This window comes from Pseudomonas sp. FEN, assembly GCF_904067045.1.
Taxonomy (GTDB): Bacteria; Pseudomonadota; Gammaproteobacteria; order Pseudomonadales; family Pseudomonadaceae; genus Aquipseudomonas.
In genome coordinates this window covers 199959-220906 of record NZ_CAJFDC010000010.1, presented here as the reverse complement: position 1 = coordinate 220906, position 20948 = coordinate 199959, and the positions used below count along the sequence as shown (strand labels likewise).

Below are 20948 nucleotides of genomic sequence, written 5' to 3'. Positions count from 1 at the left end.
CAGCTACGAAAATTTACCAAAGCTATTCTCGGCGTGTATTAACATTCATCACCGATATATGATCGGCCGATCGAACCCTAACAATAAGAGCGCCGCGAAATGAATCTGAGCAAGGTCGACCTCAACCTTTTCATCGTCTTCGACGCCATCTATACCGAAGCCAACCTGACCCGTGCCGGGCAGATCGTCGGCATCACCCAGCCGGCGGTGTCCAACGCCCTGGCCCGCTTGCGCGAGACCTTCAACGACCCGCTGTTCGTGCGTACCGCCCAGGGCATGGTGCCCACCCCGATGGCCCAGAACATCATCGGCCCGGTGCGCAACGCCCTCTCGCTGCTGCGCATCTCGGTCCAGGAAAGCCGGATCTTCAACCCGTTGCAGGCGAACAAGACCTACCGCATCAGCATGACCGACCTGACCGAGGCGGTGATCCTGCCGCCGCTGTTCCAGCGCCTGCGCCGCCTGGCACCGACGGTGGTGATCGAGAGTTTCCTCTCCAAGCGCCGCGAGACCACCAAGGAGCTGGCCGCCGGGCGCATCGACTTCGCCGTCGACGCGCCGCTCAACACCGACCCGCAGGTACGCCATGTCAAGCTGATGGAAGACCGCTATGTCTGTGCCATGCGCAAGGCCCATCCGTTGGCGGGCAAGGACAAGCTGACCCTGGATGACTACCTGGGGCTGACCCACATCCATATCTCCAGCCGACGCAACGGCCTCGGCTATGTCGACCTGGCCCTGGGCAAGATGGGCATCCAGCGCAAGATCGCCCTGCGCTCGCAACATTATTTGATGGCCTCGCAGGTGCTGCAGCAGACCGATATGGTCATGACCGTGCCGGAACGCTTCGCCCGCCGGCATGACCTGCATTACTTCCCGCTGCCGGTCAACGACGTGCCAGCGGTGGAAACCCACCTCTACTGGCATGAAAGCACCGACCAGGACCCGGCCAACCGCTGGATGCGCGAGCAGATGATCGAGCTGTGCCAACAGGTCACCGCCCATGAGAAGAAACTCGACAAGGCCTGAAAACACCGCCGACCTTGTGGCGAGCGGGCTTGCCCGCGTTGGGCTGCGAAGCAGCCCTAGAACCTGCGACTGCGTTCCACCTGACACAATGAGACCGTTGATTTCAGGGCCGCTTCGCAGCCCAGAGCGGCGGTGCGGCGTTCCGACAAGCCCGCTCGCCACAAGGTTAACCGCTTATTGCCGGCGAGCTTGACGTATACGTCAAGCAGCCTTTAGCTTAGCGCCATGACCTTTCTCGAGCGCTTTCATGAGCAGCCAGACCTACAGCATCTCCGACCTCGCCCGCGAGCTCGACATCACCACCCGGGCCATCCGCTTCTATGAAGAGCAAGGTCTGCTCAGCCCTGAACGCCGGGGCCTGGAGCGGATCTACACGGCGCGGGACAAGGTCACCCTGAAACTGATCCTGCGCGGCAAGCGCATCGGTTTTTCCCTGGCCGAGTGCCGCGAGCTGATCGAACTCTACGACCCCACCAGCGGCAACCAGAAGCAGCTCAACAGCATGCTGGCGAAAATCACCGAGCGCCGGGCGCAGTTGGAGCAGCAACTGCTGGATATCGAGCAGATGCAACTGGAACTCGACACCGCCGAGGAGCGCTGCCAGATGGCCCTGCAGACCCTGGAAACCCAGACCGCCGAAGTTCCTTAGGCACTCCAGCGACAGCCATCCCCGTCACGCAGTCTTGTAATGTGAACACAACACCCCCTGTAGGAGCCAGCTTGCTGGTGATAGCGTCCGTACAGGCCGCGCAGGGTTTGAGGGCCTCATCGCCAGCAAGCTGGCTCCTACAGGGGAGCGCGTCAGACCACCTCTTTGCACAAGGTACCGCCATGTCATTGCCCACCCACGTACGCCTGATCGAAGTCGGCCCCCGCGACGGCCTGCAGAACGAAGCCCAACCCATCAGCGTGGCCGACAAGGTCCGCCTGGTCGACCGCCTCACCGACGCCGGCCTGGGTTACATCGAAGTCGGTAGCTTCGTCTCACCCAAATGGGTGCCGCAGATGGCCGGCTCCGCCGAAGTCTTTGCCCGTATCCAACGCAAACCCGGCGTCACCTACGGCGCCCTCGCCCCCAACCTGCGCGGCTTCGAAGATGCGCTGGCCGCCGGGGTCAAGGAGGTGGCGGTGTTCGCCGCCGCTTCCGAAGCCTTTTCCCAGCGCAATATCAACTGCTCCATCAGTGAGAGCCTGGAACGTTTCGTGCCGATCATGGAAGCCGCCCGCCAGCACGGCGTGACGGTGCGCGGTTACGTATCCTGCGTACTCGGCTGCCCCTATGAAGGTCCGGTCGCCGCCGAGCAGGTCGCGGTCGTGGCCCGCGAGCTGTACACCATGGGCTGCTACGAAGTGTCCCTGGGCGACACCATCGGCACCGGCACGCCGGGCGCCACCCGTCGGATGTTCGAGGTCGTCTCGGCCCATGTGCCCCGGGAGAAGCTCGCCGGACACTTCCACGACACCTACGGCCAGGCCATGGCCAATCTCTACGCCAGCCTGCTCGAAGGCATCCAGGTCTTCGACAGCTCCGTCGCCGGCCTCGGCGGCTGCCCCTATGCCAAGGGCGCCAGCGGTAACGTCGCCACCGAAGACGTGCTCTATATGCTCAACGGCCTGGGCATCGACACCGGTGTCGACCTGGATCGGCTGATCCTCGCCGGCGAGGAAATCTGTGCCGTGCTGGGACGTGTTACTGGCTCACGGGTCGCCAAGGCCCGGCAGGCGGGATGAATGTGTCCGGGTGTTACCGTTTGGAAACACAAACGAGTAACACGGAAACAGATTCACCACTTCGCCCTTGGCCGGTGGCTCCCGAAAAATATCAACCCATTGATTTTAAAGGGTTTTAAAAAGTTGGCACGCCACCTGCTATATCTCTTGCATAACAAGAATAAAAAGCAGCAAACCCATAAAAATAAGACGTACCGACTCTGAGATAACAAAAACAACACGGCAGAGACGCAGCTAACAGATTTTTTTGGAGAAGGTGTGCTTTCAGGGAACCCTCGGGTCACCCGCAACCGGACAGAGAACAATAAAACTACCTCAAGGTAGCTCCCGGACTGGTTGGATCACCTGATAAGGCAGATCAGCGCTCAAAAAAATACGTTTGCTCTTTGGCCCCGGATGGGGGTCACCAAAACCGCGGTAAAGGGTCACGGTTGACAAAAACAACAACAGACCGCCCTCAATAATAAAAAAAGAGCATACAACAACACATTCAAGGGGAGCTTCGGCTCCCCTTCGTGTTTGCGCGATTCCTCCCCTGCCTGAATGATTGTCCAGCCCCTTATGGGCGCTGGCGCAATACCGCGGACAACCGCCGGCTGCGCTAGCATGAAGCGGCCGCCAACAGGCGATAACCGGCTATTTTTCAGAACTGGATTATTGATACCAAGCCACTGATTCAACTCAACTTTTTCAACTTTTATGTCAAGACATTGAGCATAAGCTGAATGCCTTGTTCACTGAAAAAGTTGATCTTCATGAATACTGAGCAACGCCCCTCTGTCACCCCTGCCACGCCGCCACGCTCGAGCAGAAACCAGCGCCTGATCATCAAGCGGCTACCGTCCTGGCTGACCCATGCATCTCTTGAACGACGCCAGGTATTCGCCCATTGCCTCAGGCAAAGCCAGACCTCAAAAACCGCACTGGCACAGCATCTGCGCGGGTTCAAAAGCGTCAAAGACTTTGCCGCGCCCCTGCTGACCCGGGCCCTGGATGAGCGCTATGGACCGGGCCTGGATATTCATAACGACCAACTCAAGCACGTCCATATCCTGGCGGCGGCCACCCTCGGCCAACCGCGCCAGGAGCGCGTGATCGTGCAAAACCTGCTGCAAGCCGCCCTGCAGAACTTCGAAAGCAGCGAGACCGGCCCATTCGGTTTCGACCGCGGCTCGGCCATCCTGCGCGCAAGCACCGACGATCTGAAAAAGCCCATCACCCCTGCGGACTTCGCCGCCCTGTGTCGCCAGCTCGACCTGGGCGGCCAGTACAAGCAACATGTGGAACGTTTTCTCCTGCCCACCGATCAGGGTCGCCCGAGCCCGATCTATCGCATGCTCTTCGAGCAACAGGAACGCGACGAGTTGGCCGTACAGACCGAGATCGCACAGTTGAAAGGCAACCTCGATCAGTCGGCCTACCAGATGCTGCAAAGCCTGCTCGACCCGAAGCAGTCCCCGCGCTGGGACAATCACCCCGTGCGCTGCAGCTACCTGACCCTGCTCGACTTTCCGAACCCCGACAGCGGCGCCTGGGGCGCGTTGCTCAAGGGGGTCTTGCTGATCGAGCACGGCGCACCTTCGGACACCGGGGAGATTCCCTGTGTGGCCTACCTCGCGGGCGATCCACTGCAGGCCCTCAAGCGCTACCCATCCTTCACCGCCTTCCACGACGAACTCAGGCAACGGCTGCGGGATAAAACCTATCAAGCCTTCTTCAAGCGCTATGTTCACCTGCGCGGCCAACCGGCGCTCTTCCACGCGCTCGACGATTGCCTGAACCCCCTTGACCCTGTTACCGGACAGCGTAAGCCCGCTGCGCAAGCCAACTTGCGCCTGGAAAAAACCTCGCTGGGGGAAAACCCTTTCAACGAGTTCTGTCTCCTGCAAACGGTGAAGAAGCTCGACGACGTCCGCGTCACAGCGGTGCCCACCGACGACGAGGACAAAAAGACCCGCACGGCGCGCCTGCACTCACTGCTGAACTGGACGCTCAACCTGTTGTTCCTGGTCCCGGGGCTCGGCGAGGCGATGCTCGCGGTCGCGGCCGCGCAATTGATCGTGCAGATCTACAACGGCATCGAAGAATGGGGGCATGACGAGAAACGGCAGGCGGTACTCGGGTTGATCGGCGTGCTGCTGAACCTTGAACTACTGGGGCTGGGAACCGCGCTGGCCAAGGATTTCGAAGGTTCTTCATTCATTGAAGGACTCAGGCCGGTCAAGCCCTCTCAAGGTGAACAGGCGCTCTGGAAACCCGACCTGACGCCTTATGAGCACAGGTTGCCCGATACCCCGGAACTACAGCCCGACGCCACGGGGGTCTACCATCATCAGGGCAAGACCTACCTGGGCCTCGACGGCCGCCATTACCAGATCAGCCCCGGGGCAACCGCCAAGCGCTTTCACCTGCAACACCCGAATAACCCTGACGCCTACACGCCACTGGTCCAGCACAATGGCAAGGGCGCCTGGCTCCACGAGTTCGAACAGCCCTGGCAGTGGCAACAACCGCGGCTGTTTTCACGGCTGGGGCCGGATGCCGCCAGCCTGGATCCGGCCAGCGCGAAGCAGGTCATGGCGCTGAGCCGGATCGACGACCACGTCCTGCGCCGGCTGCTCGCCGATCAGCAGCGGCTCCCGGCCTTGCTGGAAGACAGCCTGACCCGCTTCAAGCTCGACCAGGACCTCAAGCGCCTGGTGCAGCGCCTGCAAAACGGTGGCGCGGCCAACCGCTCGCTGGACGAACTGCACATGGAAATGCAATTACTGACCAGCGAGCCGGTCTGGCCGCAAGCGAAGGTATTGCGGCTGCTGGACCGGTACGCTGTCCCGCTGAAAGAGTACCCCGCCGGCCAGACGCAATCGTTGCGGCGCATCGAACTCAAATGGCCGGGGCTCGACGCCAACCAGCTACTGCGCAAAGTCCTGGAAAGCCTCGATGAAGCGGAAATCCGCAACTTGCTGGGCGAGGATTTCGGGGCCGGGCCCATCAGCCTGGAGGCCCGTACCGTGGCCCTCAGGCGCAAACTCGCGGCGCAAGCCGTCAATCATCGGGAGGCATTGTTCAATTCGCACTATCGCTATCGGACCCAGTCCAACGAGCCTGGCGTTGCCGTGATCCAGCGGGACTTTCCAAGCCTGGCGACGCCGATTGCCGAGGAGTTGATCCGCCACGCCAGCCCGATCGAGCGCCGGCTCCTGCTCGACAAGCGGCGCGTACCGTTGCGACTGGCCGAAGAAGCCCGGCATTACAGCCGCAACCTGCGCCTGGCACGGGCCCAAGAGGGACTTTACCTCGAAGCGCCGCACAACCCCGACACCGACAAGCTGATCCTGCACCTGCTCACGAAGCTGCCGGGCTGGTCGAAGCAGGTTCGCCTGGAAGTACGCGAGCTTTCCTTCGACGGCCCCTTGCTCGACAGTCTCGGTGCGGACCAGGCCAGGATTCGCAAGGTACTGGTAAAAAAGGCCGGGCGATACGAAGCCCACGACGCCCTCGGCCAGGAGCTGCACGGCCCCGATGACCTGTACAGCAGCGTCCTGCACGCCCTGCCCGATGTCGAGCGCAAGGCCCTGGGATTTCCCGCGCCCCACGAGGCGGCCCGTCTGAAGCGCACGCTGCTGGAGCAGCCACTACCGGCCCGTGATGAGCTGGAAAAACTCCTTGGCCTGCCCCCCATCAAGCCCGGCTACAAACCACCGATGCGCCTGGCCGACGGACGGATCGGCTATCCGCTGGGTGGACAAGGCATGCCCGGCAGATTCCTGGACACTCGCTCCTCGGCATTCACCGAACTGGCGCGACGGCTGTACCCCGCCCATGCCTGGCGAGAGGTGGAGGCGTTCCTCGGACTGCGGGGCCTGAACGAAGGCGCGGCCGTGCGGCGCCTCGAACAGCTGGAAAACGAATACGGCACCTTGTGCGCGGAACTCGACGCCTGGGTCGATGCGCCGTTGTTTCCCCAGGAGGCGGTGTCCGTCAGAAGCCATATCGCGCGGACGATCAAGGACTGCTGGCGCAGGGAGCCGTCCCAACGCGCGGCCCAGCAGGGCTATCGGCTGAACTTTGTCCTTTACGATCGGACAGCCCGGCTGCCAACCCTTTCAGCCGACTTCAGCCATGTGAGCGAATTGCTCTTTAGCCTGGCCCATTCGGACATCAGCATCGGACTCAACAGTTTTCTCGAGGGTTTTCCTCAATTGAACCGCCTGTATATCAGTGGCGGCACCCTGAGCGAGATTCCACCGGCGCTGGGCTCGATGTCCGGACTGACCCATCTCAACCTGAGCGGCAACCGCATCGTCCTGAGCATGGAAACAGCCGCCCTGCTGTCCCGACTGACACGCCTGAAGGAACTGAGCCTGGCCAACAATCCAAGCCTGGGCCGGTCGCCGGATCTCGCCGGGATGCTCGAGCTGATCCGTATCGACCTGGGCAATACCGGGCTCACCCGTTGGCCGACCGGCTACCAACGGCTGCCCGCGCTGACCCGGCTGGACCTGCGTTCGAATCATCTGACCACGATCCCGGATGCGCTCCTGGATACCAGCGAAGAGGGGCAACGGATCGCCAGGACCATCAATCTCTATGGCAACCCGATCGAGGACGACTATCTGAGCGACGTCGTGGACTACCATACGGAAACCCGAATCGACCTGGGGTTGGATCTGCCCTCCGACTCGGATATGGATGACTACCTGAGCAGCAGCGATGAACCGGCGCATAGTCCGACGGGCTCCCGGGAGCCGGTGTCACGGGATGAAAGGGCCTGGCTGCAAGGGCTCGACAGCAAGGCCCAGGAGGCCTTTCGCGACAACTGGATGCGCTTGGCCGGCGAGCTGCCGGTTGATCAGTCCGAAGCCTTTTTCCGGGTGATCGGCGACTTGAAAGAATCGGCCGACTACGCGGACAACGCCACTCGCCCGCAGCTCCTCGACAAAGTCCGGCGCATGGTCGGCGCCGCGGTCAAGGACAGCGGGCTGCGCGAGACCCTCTTCGCCAAGGCCAATGCGCCGCAAGCGGACGCCTGCGCCGACGGCATCGCCGTGGCGTTCAGCGACATGGGCTTCGATGTATTGCTGCATGAAGCCTATGCCGAACCGGACGCCCGGCAAATTGAAGCCAAACTACTACACTTGGCCCGGGGCAAATCGCGCCTGGATCGCGTCAACGCGCAGGCCCGGGCACAGATCGGCAAGCGCCGGGCCGAGGGTCGGCATCCCGATGAAGCGGAAGTCTACCTGGCCTATCGCGTCGGCCTGGCGCAGCGCCTGGAACTGCCCTGGCAGGCCTCGAAGATGCATTACGGCAGGATTGCCGGCATCGATCAGGCCCTGGTGGATGCGGCATACCAGGCGATTCTCGAACAAGAGCGAGAGCCGCTGGATGGGGTCAGGCAAATCGTCAAGCAAGCGTTCTGGAAGGAATACCTGGAGATCCAGTACCTGCAGGAGCTCAGCGAGAAAAAGTGGCAACGCGACAACAAGAGCGACGCCCTGCTGGACCTGCAAGCGGCCCAGGAGCGCTGGTTCAACGACGCTACCCTGTCGAAGGATGAAAAAAGCTCGCTGCAAACGGCGATGAAAGCGGCGGCCGGCGTACTGGGCAAGTCCGAACAGGAGGTGTTTGCGCGGGTCATGACGGACGCCGAGTACCAGGCCCTCTACGAATCCATCGGACGCGAATACAGCGACGAGATGGAACGCCTGACCGAAGAAACGTTACAAGAGCACGGGCTGGCAAGCTGAAATGTCCGATTGACAGTCGGAGCCATCACCTTTACGTTAACGTAAAGATGAACAATCCCTCAGCGCATCGCCTTACTCAATCCATAACAAAAGGTGCCCCATGAGCTATCCGACCCTGAACTTCGCCCTCGGTGAAACCCTCGACATGCTCCGCGACCAGGTACGGAACTTCGTCGCCCGGGAGCTGGCGCCACGGGCCGCGCAAATCGACGTGGACAACCTGTTCCCCGCCGACATGTGGCGCAAGTTGGGCGACATGGGTCTGCTGGGCATCACCGTGCCGGAAGAATACGGCGGTGCCGGCCTCGGCTACCTGGCCCATGTCGTGGCGATGGAAGAAATCAGCCGTGGTTCGGCCTCGGTCGCCCTCTCCTACGGCGCGCACTCCAACCTCTGCGTCAACCAGATCAACCGCAACGGCAATCACGCGCAGAAAACCAACTATCTGCCCAAGCTGATCAGCGGCGAACATGTTGGCGCCCTGGCCATGAGCGAACCGAATGCCGGCTCCGATGTGGTCTCGATGAAACTGCGCGCCGACAAGCGTGGCGACCACTATGTGCTCAACGGCAGCAAAACCTGGATCACCAACGGTCCCGACGCCAACACCTATGTGATCTACGCCAAGACCGACCTGGAAAAGGGCGCCCACGGCATTACGGCCTTTATCGTCGAGCGCGACTGGAAAGGCTTCAGTCGCAGCAACAAGTTCGACAAGCTCGGCATGCGCGGCTCCAACACCTGCGAGCTGTTCTTCGATGACGTCGAAGTGCCGGAAGAGAACATCCTCGGGGTACTGGGCGGCGGCGTGAAAGTGCTGATGAGCGGCCTGGATTACGAGCGCGTGGTGCTCTCTGGCGGCCCGACCGGGATCATGCAGGCCTGCATGGACCTGGTGCTGCCCTATATCCACGACCGCAAGCAATTCGGCCAGAGCATCGGCGAGTTCCAGTTGATCCAGGGCAAGGTCGCCGACATGTACACCCAGCTCAACGCCAGCCGTGCCTACCTCTATGCGGTGGCCCGGGCCTGCGAACGTGGCGAGACCACCCGCAAGGACGCCGCCGGAGTGATTCTCTACAGCGCCGAACGCGCGACCCAGATGGCCCTCGACGCGATCCAGATCCTCGGTGGCAACGGCTATATCAACGAATTCCCCGCCGGCCGCCTGTTGCGCGACGCCAAGCTGTATGAAATCGGCGCCGGCACCAGCGAGATCCGCCGCATGCTGATCGGTCGTGAACTGTTCAACGAAACCCGCTGAGGCGCGCGCCCATGGCAATCCTGCACACGCTACTCAATCCGCGCTCGGCCGAGTTCGCCGGCAACCAGGCGGCGATGCTCGAACAGGTCGTGGCCCTGCGCGCACTGCTGGCCCAGGTCCAGCAAGGCGGCGGGCCGAAAGCCCAGGAACGGCACACCTCGCGGGGCAAACTGCTGCCGCGCGAACGGATCAACCGCCTGCTCGATCCCGGCTCGCCGTTCCTGGAGATCAGCCAACTGGCGGCGTATGAAGTCTACGGCGAAGACGTGCCGGCCGCCGGCGTGATTGCCGGTATCGGTCGCGTCGAAGGCATCGAATGCATGATCGTGGCCAACGATGCCACGGTCAAAGGCGGTTCCTACTATCCGCTGACCGTGAAAAAACACCTGCGCGCGCAGACCATCGCCCAGCAGAATCGCCTGCCGTGCATCTACCTGGTGGACTCCGGCGGCGCCAACCTGCCACGCCAGGATGAAGTGTTCCCGGACCGCGAACACTTCGGGCGGATCTTCTTCAACCAGGCCAACATGAGCGCCCAGGGCATCCCGCAGATCGCCGTGGTCATGGGCTCCTGCACGGCGGGCGGGGCCTATGTGCCGGCGATGGCCGACGAAGCGATCATGGTCCGCCAGCAAGCAACCATCTTCCTTGCCGGGCCGCCGCTGGTGAAAGCCGCCACCGGTGAAGTGGTGAGTGCCGAAGACCTGGGTGGCGCCGACGTGCACTGCAAGATCTCCGGCGTCGCCGACCATTATGCCGAGAGCGACGAGCACGCCCTGGCCCTGGCCCGGCGCAGCATCGCCAACCTCAACTGGCGCAAGCTCGGCGAGCTGCAACAACGCACGCCGATTGCCCCGCGCTTCGCCGCCGAAGAACTTTATGGGGTGATTCCCGCCGACGCCAAGCAGCCCTTCGACGTGCGCGAAGTGATCGCCCGGCTGGTGGACGATTCGCTCCTCGATGAGTTCAAGGCACTGTTCGGCACCACCCTGGTCTGCGGCTTCGCCCACCTGCACGGTTATCCCATCGCGATCCTGGCGAACAACGGCATCCTCTTCGCCGAATCCGCGCAGAAAGGCGCGCACTTTATCGAACTGGCCTGCCAGCGCGGCATCCCGCTGCTGTTCCTGCAGAACATCACCGGCTTCATGGTCGGCCAGAAATACGAGGCCGGCGGAATCGCCAAGCATGGCGCCAAGCTGGTCACCGCCGTGGCCTGCGCCAGGGTACCGAAATTCACCGTGATCATCGGCGGCAGCTTCGGCGCCGGTAACTACGGCATGTGCGGGCGTGCCTATGATCCGCGCTTCCTGTGGATGTGGCCGAACGCGCGGATCGGCGTGATGGGCGCCGAACAGGCGGCCGGGGTACTGGTGCAGGTCAAGCGCGAGCAACACGAGCGCAATGGCGAAAGCTTTTCCGCAGAGCAGGAAGCCGCGATCAAGCAGCCGATCCTCGACCAGTACGAACACCAGGGGCACCCGTATTACTCCAGCGCCCGGTTGTGGGACGACGGCGTGATCGATCCGGCCCAGACCCGCGACATACTCGGCCTGGCGCTCTCGGCCGCCCTCAATGCACCGATCGAAGCGAGCCGCTTCGGCGTGTTCCGGATGTGACCTTGAGACCCTGCCGCGAGCCAGCGCGCTCCCACAGTAGCGCCATGAGCGCCCTGTAGGAGCGAGCTGGCTCGCGATGACGACCGCCCGAGCGCCGCCCCTCTCCAATCGGAGCCCCGACCATGACCGATTTCAACACCCTCGAACTGCAGACCGACCCACGCGGCTTCGCCACCTTGTGGCTCAGTCGCGAAGAAAAGAACAACGCCTTCAACGCCGAAATGATCCGCGAACTGATCGTCGCGCTGGACCAGGTCCAGACCAACCCCGTCCCGCGCTTTCTGTTGCTGCGCGCCCGTGGCCGGCATTTCAGCGCCGGGGCCGACCTGGCCTGGATGCAGCAATCGGCCGAGCTGGACTACCACACCAACCTCGACGACGCCCGCGAACTGGCCGAGCTGATGTACAACCTGGCCCGCCTGAAGATCCCGACCCTGGCCGTGGTGCAAGGCGCGGCCTACGGCGGCGCCCTGGGCCTGATCGGTTGCTGTGACATGGCCATCGGCGCCGACGACGCGCAGTTCTGCCTCTCGGAAGTGCGCATCGGCCTGGCCCCGGCGGTGATCAGCCCGTTCGTGGTCCAGGCCATCGGCGAACGCGCCGCCCGCCGCTACGCCTTGACCGCCGAACGCTTCAGCGGCGTGCGCGCCCGCGAGCTGGGTCTGCTGGCCGAAAGCTACCCGGCCAGTGAACTCGATCGGCAGGTCGAGGCCTGGATCGACAATCTGTTGCTCAACAGCCCGCAAGCGATGCGCGTGAGCAAGGAACTGCTGCGCGAAGTCGGCGGCGGCGAACTCAGCCCGGCACGGCGGCGCTATTGCGAAAACGCCATCGCCCGCATCCGGGTCAGTCCCGAAGGCCAGGAGGGCCTGCGGGCTTTCCTGCAAAAACGCCCGCCGAGCTGGCAAGCCGAGTCGAACGCCAAGGAGCCCCGTTGATGAACGCCCCTGTAATCACTTCCATCCTGGTGGCCAATCGCGGTGAAATCGCCTGCCGGGTCATGCGCACCGCCAAGGCCCTGGGCCTGACCACCGTCGCCGTGCACAGCGCCATCGACCGTGACGCGCGCCACAGCCGTGAAGCCGATATCCGCGTCGACCTGGGTGGCAGCAAGGCCGCCGAGAGCTACCTGCAAATCGACAAACTGATCGCCGCCGCCCAGGCCAGCGGTGCCCAGGCGATCCACCCCGGTTATGGTTTCCTCTCGGAAAACGCCGGTTTCGCCCGGGCCATCGAGGCCGCCGGACTGGTGTTCCTCGGCCCGCCCGCCAGCGCCATCGACGCCATGGGCAGCAAGTCCGCCGCCAAGGCCCTGATGGAAACCGCCGGTGTGCCGCTGGTGCCCGGCTATCACGGCGCGAACCAGGACCTGGAGACATTCCGCCAGGCCGCCGAGCTCATCGGTTACCCGGTGCTGCTCAAGGCTACCGCCGGCGGTGGCGGCAAGGGCATGAAAGTGGTCGAGGAGGACAGCCAACTGGCCGAAGCCCTGGCCTCGGCCCAGCGCGAAGCGCAATCGTCCTTCGGCGATTCGCGGATGTTGGTGGAGAAATACCTGCTCAAGCCACGCCACGTCGAGATCCAGGTGTTCGCCGACCAGCACGGCCACTGCCTGTACCTCAACGAACGCGATTGCTCGATCCAGCGCCGCCACCAGAAAGTCGTCGAGGAAGCCCCCGCTCCCGGCCTCAGCCCGCAACTGCGCCAAGCCATGGGCGAGGCGGCGGTACGCGCGGCCCAGGCCATCGGCTACGTCGGCGCCGGCACCGTGGAGTTCCTGCTGGACGCTCGCGGCGAGTTTTTCTTCATGGAAATGAACACCCGCCTGCAGGTCGAACACCCGGTCACCGAGGCCATCACCGGCCTCGACCTGGTGGCCTGGCAGATTCGCGTCGCCCGTGGTGAAGCGCTGCCGATCAGCCAGGAGCAGGTGCCGTTGCAGGGCCATGCCATCGAAGTGCGCCTGTACGCCGAAGACCCGAGTCATGATTTCCTCCCGGCCACCGGGCACCTGGAGCTCTATCGCGAATCCGCCCCGGGACCGGGACGCCGGGTCGACAGCGGCGTGGCCGAGGGCGACAGTGTCTCGCCGTTCTACGACCCGATGCTGGGCAAGCTGATCGCCTGGGGCGAAACCCGCGAGCAGGCACGCCTGCGCTTGCTGGCGATGCTCGACGAGTTCGTGATTGGCGGATTGAAAACCAACCTCGGCTTCCTCCGGCGGATCGTCGCCCACCCGGCGTTTGCCGCGGCCGAGCTGGATACCGGCTTTATTCCGCGTTATCAGGACGAGCTGCTGCCGGCTGCCGGGGCCCTGACGGAGGGGTTCTGGCAGGCTGCCGCCCAGGCCTTCATCCAGAGCCAGGCTCCCGGCATACGGGCTGACGACCCCGCTTCCCCCTGGGCCCAGGGCAGCGGCTTTCGCAGCGGGCTGCCGGCGGAAACCGTAGTGCACCTGAGCTGCGCGGGCGAGGACCGGGCCGTGACCCTGGCCGCGGACAGCCGATTTGAACTGCACGGGGAATACCTGTCGACGGAGCACGCCGGCATTCGCCGTCGGCATCGTCTGATTCGCACTGTCGAGGGGCTCTATCTGCACTGGCGGGGCGAGTGCCAGAAGATCACCCGCTTCGATCCGATTGCCGCCGTCGACAGCGGTCACGGGCACCAGGGCGGCCTGAGCGCGCCGATGAACGGCAGCATCGTGCGGGTACTGGTGGAAGTCGGGCAAAGCGTCGAGGCCGGGGCCCAGTTGGTGGTGCTGGAGGCGATGAAGATGGAGCACAGCATTCGCGCACCGCAGGCGGGGGTGATCAAGGCAGTGTATTGCCAGGAAGGCGAAATGGTCAGCGAAGGCAGTGCCTTGGTGGAACTGGAATCCTGATTGGGGCCAGGTTTGTGTGGGAGCTGGGCTTCTGTGGGAGAAGGACTTCCGTGGAAGCAGTTCACTTTTGTGGGAACAGGGCTTTTGTCGGAGCGGAGCTTGCCCGCGAAGAATGCGCCGCGGTGCATCAGGTACACCGCGTCATCGTTCTTCGCGGGCAAGCTCCGCTCCCACAGGGTATTCGATTGCCTGCAAACTCGTGGCCCCCCACTGCGTGGCTTGCCGGCTCCCACAGTAGGTCAGCCTTCAGAACTTCGCCGTTGCCTGTACCACCACGCCGATCACGCAGCAATCCTCATCGACCGCCAGCTTCGGCCAGGTCGGGTTCAGCGGCTTGAGGTAGGGCTGCCCGCCCTCCTCCATCCACTGGCGGAAAATCGCCTCCTCGCCCTCGTGCAAGCGGGCGATCACCAGGCTACCGACCTCGACCTCCCGATCCGGATCCACCAGCACCATCATGCCCTCGGGCACGCTGGTGCCGGAAGGCGCCGTCATCGCATCGCCCATCACCTGTAACCAGAACGCCGCCGGGGCGTAATGATCGGTCACCTCGTAACGCCCGACATATTCGCCCTTGGCCGAGTCCTGCACGGGAGCGACCGAACGCCAGTCACTGACCGGGTAGCGAAACGCCGAGGTAATGTCGTAGACCTGCTCGTCCTGCTCCTCGGGGGCCTGGGCCGCCACCGCGCGGTCGCGAATCACCAGCACCACCTCCAGATGCGCGAGGCCCAGCGCCTGGAGGACCTTGTTCATCATCGCAAGGTCGGGCTTGCGCCTTTTGTTCAGCCAATGACCGACGCCGCCCTGGGTGATATCCAGGCGTTCGCCAAGTTTTTCCTGCGAAAGACCGAGCTCTTCGAGCTTGGCTTTCACCAACGCTATCCATTTATCCATGGACAGAACAATACGGGCGGTACTTCACCACTCAATACACAAAATGTATTGTTTGTGACAAGCATCACAGTACCAATAGTACTAATCTGCGGGAACTGACTTGAACATCCTCTGAAAGGCAGGCCCTTCATGACTTCCATCACGACAGAAAGCCCTCGACCCGACTCGAAAAACCCGTTCGCGTCCCTCAAGGATCGCGCCGCCGCCCAACGCGCACTCGACTATTATTTGAAACCATCCATTTCAACAGCCGCCTGCACGGCGAATTCCACCGACCCCCTCCAGCAGAAGCTGTTTGCCGTGCGCGATGACCTGGACGTCGAGGAGGCCATGATCCATGCCTCGGACCTGCTGCGCTGCGCGGCGGCGGCGGCATACGAAGCGGCGAACGGTTCGAACCGCGACCTGGGGTTTTCGGTGGTGTACATGATCGACATGGCCAAGGCCCTGGTAGACCGCGCCGTGCAGGTACAGGCCGGTGCGGTGTGAGCATGCCCGGCCCGGCTACTCGCCAAGGGGCGAGCGGATCCAGAGAGGCCGTCGGAAAATGCCATTCGACAAGAAAGACTTGACCTTCAAATGATAATGATTATTATTGCAGTCAACTGATCGCGAGATCGGTCGATAACCTGGAGACCTTAGGTCGGACTCCTGGATTATCTCCTCATCAGGCTAATCACGGTTTTTGACCCGGCTTTTTGCCGGGTCTTTTTTTGCGTCCGATTTGGCTGGCGCAGCCACGACCTCATGCCTCGGCGAATGCCCCAACGGGGTGTACAGTAGCAACCACAAAAAGCTTCCTCAGGTACTCAGACGATGTCCGTGGCTCTACCTTCCCTCAAAATCAGCAGCGACTTCGACAGCGGCAATATCCAGGCGCTGGACGCCAGCAACCCGCGCCACCTGCTCCTGGCCATGGAACCGGATACCCGCAGCCAGCATTTCCAGTGGTTTCATTTCAAGGTCGAAGGCCTGCTACCGGGCGAGACCTATGCCTTTGAATTGAGCAATGCCAGTCAGTCTTCCTACAACAAGGCCTGGACCGGCTATCGCGCCGTCGCCTCGTACGATCACCAGAGCTGGTTTCGCGTCGACACCCGTTTCGACGGCGAGAGCCTGCACATCAGTCTCGCGGCCGAACAAGCACAAGTCTGGTTCGCCTACTTCGAACCCTACAGCCGCGAGCGCCATGACTGGTTGATCGAACAGGCCCTGACGCACGCCGGCAGCGAGTTGCTGGCGGTCGGCAAAAGTGCCGAAGGCCGTGACATCCAGCTGTTGCGCAAAGGCAACGGTGCCGAAGGCCGGCGCAAGGTCTGGATCATCGCCCAGCAGCATCCGGGCGAGCACATGGCCGAATGGTTCATGGAAGGTCTGATCGAGCGCCTGCAGCAGCAGAACGATGCCGAGCTGCGGGACCTGCTGGCCCGCGCCGACCTGTACCTGGTGCCCAATATGAACCCGGACGGCGCCTTCCACGGGCATCTGCGCACCAACGCCATGGGCCAGGACCTCAACCGCGCCTGGCAAAACGCCAGCCAGGAAATCAGCCCCGAAGTCCTGTTCGTCCAGCAGCAGATGGCCAAGTATGGCGTCGATCTGTTCCTGGATATCCACGGCGATGAGGAAATCCCCTACGTGTTCACCGCCGGCTGCGAAGGCAACCCCGGCTACACGCCGCGTATCGCCGAGCTGGAAAGCCGCTTTCGCAGTCACCTGAGTGCCCTCACCGTGGATTTCCAGACCACCCACGGCTACACCCGCGACCTGCCCGGCCAGGCCAACATGACCCTGGCCTGCAACAGTGTCGGCCAGCACTTCGACTGTCTGTCGCTGACCCTGGAGATGCCCTTCAAGGACAACGACGATGCCCCCGACCCACGCACTGGCTGGTCCGGCCAGCGCTCGAAACAGTTGGCCAAGGACGTACTCAGCAGTGTGGCGGATATCGTCGATCAACTGCGCTGAAAATGGATTGTTCATGACAGCCCTCACCCTCCATGCCCCGGTCAAACCAGGGCGCCTGGAACAGATGTCGACCCGCATCGCCTTCTTTATCGCCGGTTTCGGCGTTGCCGCCTGGGCGCCGCTGGTGCCCTACGCCAAGACCCGGGCCGGACTGGATGAAGGCACCCTGGGCCTGCTGCTGTTGTGCCTCGGGGTCGGCTCGATCATCGCCATGCCAGTGGCCGGCGCCCTCGCCTCGCGTTTCGGCTGCCGGCGGGTGCTGACCATCGGCACCTTGCTGATCTGCATCGCGCTGCCGCTGCTGGCCACGGTCAGCTCGCTGCCCTGGCTGGTGGCCAGCCTGTTCCTGTTCGGCGCCGGACTCGGTTCGGTGGACTCCACCGTCAACCTGCAAGCGGTGATCGTCGAACGCGCCAGCGGCAAGACCATGATGTCCGGCTTTCACGGGCTGTTCAGCCTCGGCGGGATCGCCGGGGCCGCCGGGGTCAGTGCGTTGCTGGGCCTGGGGCTGTCGCCGCTGGGGGCGATTGCGGTGGTGATCGTGTTTCTGCTGCTGGCGTTGTTCAAGGCCGCACCGCACCTGCTGCCCTATGGCAGCGAAAGCTCGGGGCCGCCCTTCGCCGTGCCCCATGGCGTGGTGCTGTTTATCGGCTTGTTGTGTTTCGTGGTGTTCCTCGCCGAAGGCGCGATGCTCGACTGGAGCGCGGTATTTCTCAGCGCCGAGCGCCAGGTCGCGGATGCCTATGCGGGCCTCGGCTATGCGGCCTTCGCCCTGACCATGACGCTCGGGCGACTGACCGGCGACGCTATCGTGCGACGTCTGGGGGCACAACGCGTGATCGTGTTCGGCGGGCTCATCGCCGCGGCCGGCTTGGCCCTGGCCACGCTCGCGCCGGCCTGGGAGGCAGCCCTGATCGGTTATGCGCTGGTGGGCGTCGGTTGCTCGAATATCGTACCGGTGCTGTACACCGCCGTGGGCAAGCAGAAGGTCATGCCGGAAAGCATCGCCGTACCGGCGATTACCACCCTGGGTTATGCGGGGATTCTGGCCGGGCCGGCGGCGATCGGCTTCATCGCCCATGCCAGTTCGTTGAGCCTGGCCTTTATGGTGATCGCCGGGATGTTGCTCGGCGTGGCGGTCGGCGGAAGGATTCTGCGGGTCTGAAAGCCCCGCGCGCCCGTCCGTGTCGCGCTTCTAAGGCGCGAAGCTGTCGATAATGGCCTGCCTGACCAGAAGCACCGCCCCATCCGTCTGCGCATGAGTGCGCCAGCCCAGCTCGATGGGATAGTGCGGCAGGTCAATGGGGCAAGGCAGCATCTGGATATCGCACAATTGGGCGATCGCCCGGGCGGCATGGGTAGGCAAGGTCGCGACCGCGGCGGTCCCCTTCAGCAAGAACGGCAAGGTCGCGAAATGCGTCGTCGCGCTGGCGACCCTCCGGCTCAACCGCCTGGCGGCCAGCGCCTCATCGACAATGCCGATAAAGCCACCCGAGGAGATCAGGATGTGCTCGCGGGCGACGTAGTCATCCAGATCGAGTAGCGCGCTGGCGCCGAGACTGCCGCGATCCACTAGGCAGGCATACCCCCCCTCCCCGAGCAGATGTCGACCCAGCAAGCGATTCGATACGCCGCCGGCGGTAATGGTCAAATCGAATTGGCGCTCCATCAAGGCATTGACCGCAATCTGGCTATGGGTTTGCCGAAAGATCAGCCGCAGGTTTTTCGCCCGTTGCGCCACGGTTTCAATCAGCGTCCGGCCCAGGGAAATCTCGAAGTCGTCGGACAGGCCGAGGGTCACCGAACGTCCTTCATAGCTGGCCAGGGTCGGCTGGACCAGCGAAAAACTCTGCCGACATTTGTTCAGGGCGTCGGAGATCACCGGCTTGAGCTGATTGGCGATCAGGGTCGGTGACAAGCCCCTGCCGGTACGGACGAAGAGTTGATCGGCATACATCGCCCGCAGGCGATTCAAGGCGGCGCTGACGGCCGATTGGGTCAACCCGAGCTGCAAGGCCGCGCGACTGGCGCTGCCCTCGTCATGCAAGGCCTCGAACACTTTGAGCAGGTTGAGGTCGGTATTATTGATATTCATCCCGTTTGTACCACCTGAAAATGCAAGCAACTAGATTAATACATCAAATCCTCCTGTCACTGGCCACGCTCTCCAAGCGGCACACCAGATCTGGCGCGCAGGCAAAGCCGAGATCCTGGATGCCCGCAAGGAGCTGGGTGCACAGTTCAGTCCTTTTTGGAATGATGCCTGGACCTTAATTCGTTTGAACCCATAGCCGGGCAGCCGCAGAATCCAGCCCAAGTCCAGTCATCCCGATTTTGCGGAGAACCCCCCGATGAGCACCGTTGCCTTCGCCCCCCCTGACGAAATCCGCGCGAACTTTTCCCGTGCCATGTCGCAGATGTACAAGGCCGAAGTGCCGCTCTACGGTGCGCTGATGGCGTTGGTCGCGCAGATCAACGAGCAGGTGCTGAGCCACAACGCCCAAGTGGCCGACAGTCTCAGGCAAACCGGCGAGCTCCAGCGCCTGGACATGGAGCGCCACGGCGCCATTCGCGTCGGCACGGCGGCGGAGCTGGCGACCCTGTGCCGGCTGTTCGCGGTGATGGGCATGGCGCCGGTGGGTTATTACGACCTGACGCCAGCCGGCGTCCCGGTCCACTCCACGGCCTTTCGTGCCGTGCATGAAACGGCCTTGCAGGTCAGCCCGTTCCGCGTCTTCACCTCGCTGCTGCGCCTGGAGCTGATCGAGGAAGCAGGTTTGCGCGAATTCGCCGAATGGATCTTGAGCCGGCGGAAAATTTTCACTCCGCGCACCATCGAGCTGATCGAAAAAGCCGAAATGAATGGCGGCCTCGACCGCGCCGATGCCGGCGAGTTCGTCGAGCAGGCGCTGGAGACCTTTCGCTGGCACAACAGCGCCACGGTTTCGCTGGACGAGTACAAAAAGCTCAACGCCCAGCACCGCCTGATCGCCGATGTGGTGGCGTTCAAGGGGCCACATATCAACCACCTGACCCCGCGTACCCTGGACATCGATGCCGTACAAGCCGCCATGCCGGGCAAGGGCATCACCCCCAAGGCGGTCATCGAAGGTCCGCCCCGCCGCGAGTGCCCGATCCTGCTGCGTCAGACCAGCTTCAAGGCGCTGGAGGAAGCCATCACCTTTGTCGGTCAGGGTGCTACTGAAGTCGGCAGCCACTCGGCCCGGTTCGGCGAAATCGAGCAACGTGGCGCCGCGCTGACGCCCAAGGGGCGCGCGCTGTACGACCGTTTGCTGAACGCCGCCCGCGAGGAGCTCGGCGACTTTCCCAGCGAGGCCAATGCCGCGCGCTATAACGAGATAATGGAAAATACGTTCAAGGCCTTTCCCGACAGCTACAGCGAAATGCGCAAGCAGGGCCTGGCGTACTTCCGCTACTTCCCGACCGAAAAAGGCATTGCGGCGCGCAGCAGCGAATTGCCGCTGCGTGAGCTGGAAGCCCTGATCGAAGCCGGCCAGGTCAGTTTCGAGCCGCTGGTGTACGAGGACTTCCTGCCGGTGAGCGCGGCGGGGATCTTCCAGTCGAACCTGGGGGATGACGCGCAAGCGCATTACATCGGCAACGCCAACCGGGAGCAGTTCCATCAGGCGCTGGGGCGTGAAACCATCGATGAATTGCAGTTGTATGCCGCGACGCAGCGACGCTCGCTGCTGACGTGTTCGACCCGGTTGAATATTGCGCCATTGGTCTGAACGCGCTATGACTTGGTAGGAGCCGGCTGGCTGGCGATGCGATCGAGTAGCCAA

Annotated in this window: 14 protein-coding genes; 12 read left to right on the top strand and 2 right to left on the bottom strand. The window is 63.0% G+C overall.

The window, feature by feature from the left end; translation table 11 throughout:
* Positions 1-99: 99 nt before the first annotated feature.
* The 8 genes from PFEN_RS09705 to PFEN_RS09670 all read left to right on the top strand — a co-directional run bounded on the left by PFEN_RS09705 (position 100) and on the right by PFEN_RS09670 (position 14277).
* Entirely contained in the window at positions 100-1029 is a 930-nt protein-coding gene (locus PFEN_RS09705; RefSeq protein ID WP_191486624.1) for a LysR family transcriptional regulator, read from the top strand.
* A 247-nt stretch (positions 1030-1276) separates the two neighbouring features.
* Complete coding sequence (locus PFEN_RS09700) at positions 1277-1678, top strand: MerR family transcriptional regulator (protein ID WP_191486623.1); 402 nt, start codon at positions 1277-1279, stop codon at positions 1676-1678.
* Positions 1679-1860: 182 nt separating this feature from the next.
* A complete protein-coding gene (locus PFEN_RS09695; RefSeq protein ID WP_191486622.1) occupies positions 1861-2760 on the top strand; it encodes a hydroxymethylglutaryl-CoA lyase in 900 nt (299 codons plus the stop codon).
* Positions 2761-3515: 755 nt separating this feature from the next.
* Positions 3516-8510, top strand: a complete 4995-nt coding sequence (locus PFEN_RS09690; protein ID WP_191486621.1) for a dermonecrotic toxin domain-containing protein — start codon at positions 3516-3518, stop codon at positions 8508-8510.
* A 100-nt stretch (positions 8511-8610) separates the two neighbouring features.
* Entirely contained in the window at positions 8611-9774 is a 1164-nt protein-coding gene (locus PFEN_RS09685) for an isovaleryl-CoA dehydrogenase (protein WP_191486620.1), read from the top strand.
* A gap of 11 nt (positions 9775-9785) precedes the next feature.
* Entirely contained in the window at positions 9786-11393 is a 1608-nt protein-coding gene (locus tag PFEN_RS09680; RefSeq protein ID WP_191486619.1) for a carboxyl transferase domain-containing protein, read from the top strand.
* 122 nt (positions 11394-11515) lie between these two features.
* Positions 11516-12331: a gamma-carboxygeranoyl-CoA hydratase gene (locus PFEN_RS09675; RefSeq protein WP_191486618.1), complete on the top strand. Its 816-nt coding sequence runs from the start codon at positions 11516-11518 to the stop codon at positions 12329-12331.
* Positions 12331-14277: an acetyl/propionyl/methylcrotonyl-CoA carboxylase subunit alpha gene (locus PFEN_RS09670; RefSeq protein ID WP_191486617.1), complete on the top strand. Its 1947-nt coding sequence runs from the start codon at positions 12331-12333 to the stop codon at positions 14275-14277. The genes PFEN_RS09675 and PFEN_RS09670 overlap by 1 nt, the downstream gene beginning before the upstream one ends.
* A gap of 246 nt (positions 14278-14523) precedes the next feature.
* On the opposite strand, the gene PFEN_RS09665 is transcribed toward PFEN_RS09670, so the two are convergent.
* The gene (locus tag PFEN_RS09665; RefSeq protein WP_191486616.1) at positions 14524-15174 is read right to left on the bottom strand and encodes a LexA family protein; all 651 of its coding nucleotides are present in this window, start codon (positions 15172-15174) and stop codon (positions 14524-14526) included.
* A 129-nt stretch (positions 15175-15303) separates the two neighbouring features.
* Between PFEN_RS09665 and PFEN_RS09660 the strand changes: the two genes are divergently transcribed.
* The 3 genes from PFEN_RS09660 (at position 15304) to PFEN_RS09650 (ending at position 18307) form a co-directional block, all read left to right on the top strand.
* Positions 15304-15663, top strand: a complete 360-nt coding sequence (locus PFEN_RS09660; protein WP_191486615.1) for a DUF6124 family protein — start codon at positions 15304-15306, stop codon at positions 15661-15663.
* Between the two features lie 327 nt (positions 15664-15990).
* Positions 15991-17142: a M14-type cytosolic carboxypeptidase gene (locus PFEN_RS09655; RefSeq protein ID WP_191486614.1), complete on the top strand. Its 1152-nt coding sequence runs from the start codon at positions 15991-15993 to the stop codon at positions 17140-17142.
* A 13-nt stretch (positions 17143-17155) separates the two neighbouring features.
* Entirely contained in the window at positions 17156-18307 is a 1152-nt protein-coding gene (locus PFEN_RS09650; RefSeq protein ID WP_191486613.1) for an MFS transporter, read from the top strand.
* Positions 18308-18337: 30 nt separating this feature from the next.
* Here PFEN_RS09650 and PFEN_RS09645 read toward each other — a convergent pair whose 3' ends face one another.
* The gene (locus PFEN_RS09645) at positions 18338-19237 is read right to left on the bottom strand and encodes a LysR family transcriptional regulator (protein WP_191486612.1); all 900 of its coding nucleotides are present in this window, start codon (positions 19235-19237) and stop codon (positions 18338-18340) included.
* A gap of 256 nt (positions 19238-19493) precedes the next feature.
* Here PFEN_RS09645 and PFEN_RS09640 point away from each other — a divergent pair, with 256 nt between their 5' ends.
* The gene (locus PFEN_RS09640; RefSeq protein WP_191486611.1) at positions 19494-20894 is read left to right on the top strand and encodes a VOC family protein; all 1401 of its coding nucleotides are present in this window, start codon (positions 19494-19496) and stop codon (positions 20892-20894) included.
* The last annotated feature ends 54 nt before the right edge of the window (positions 20895-20948 follow it).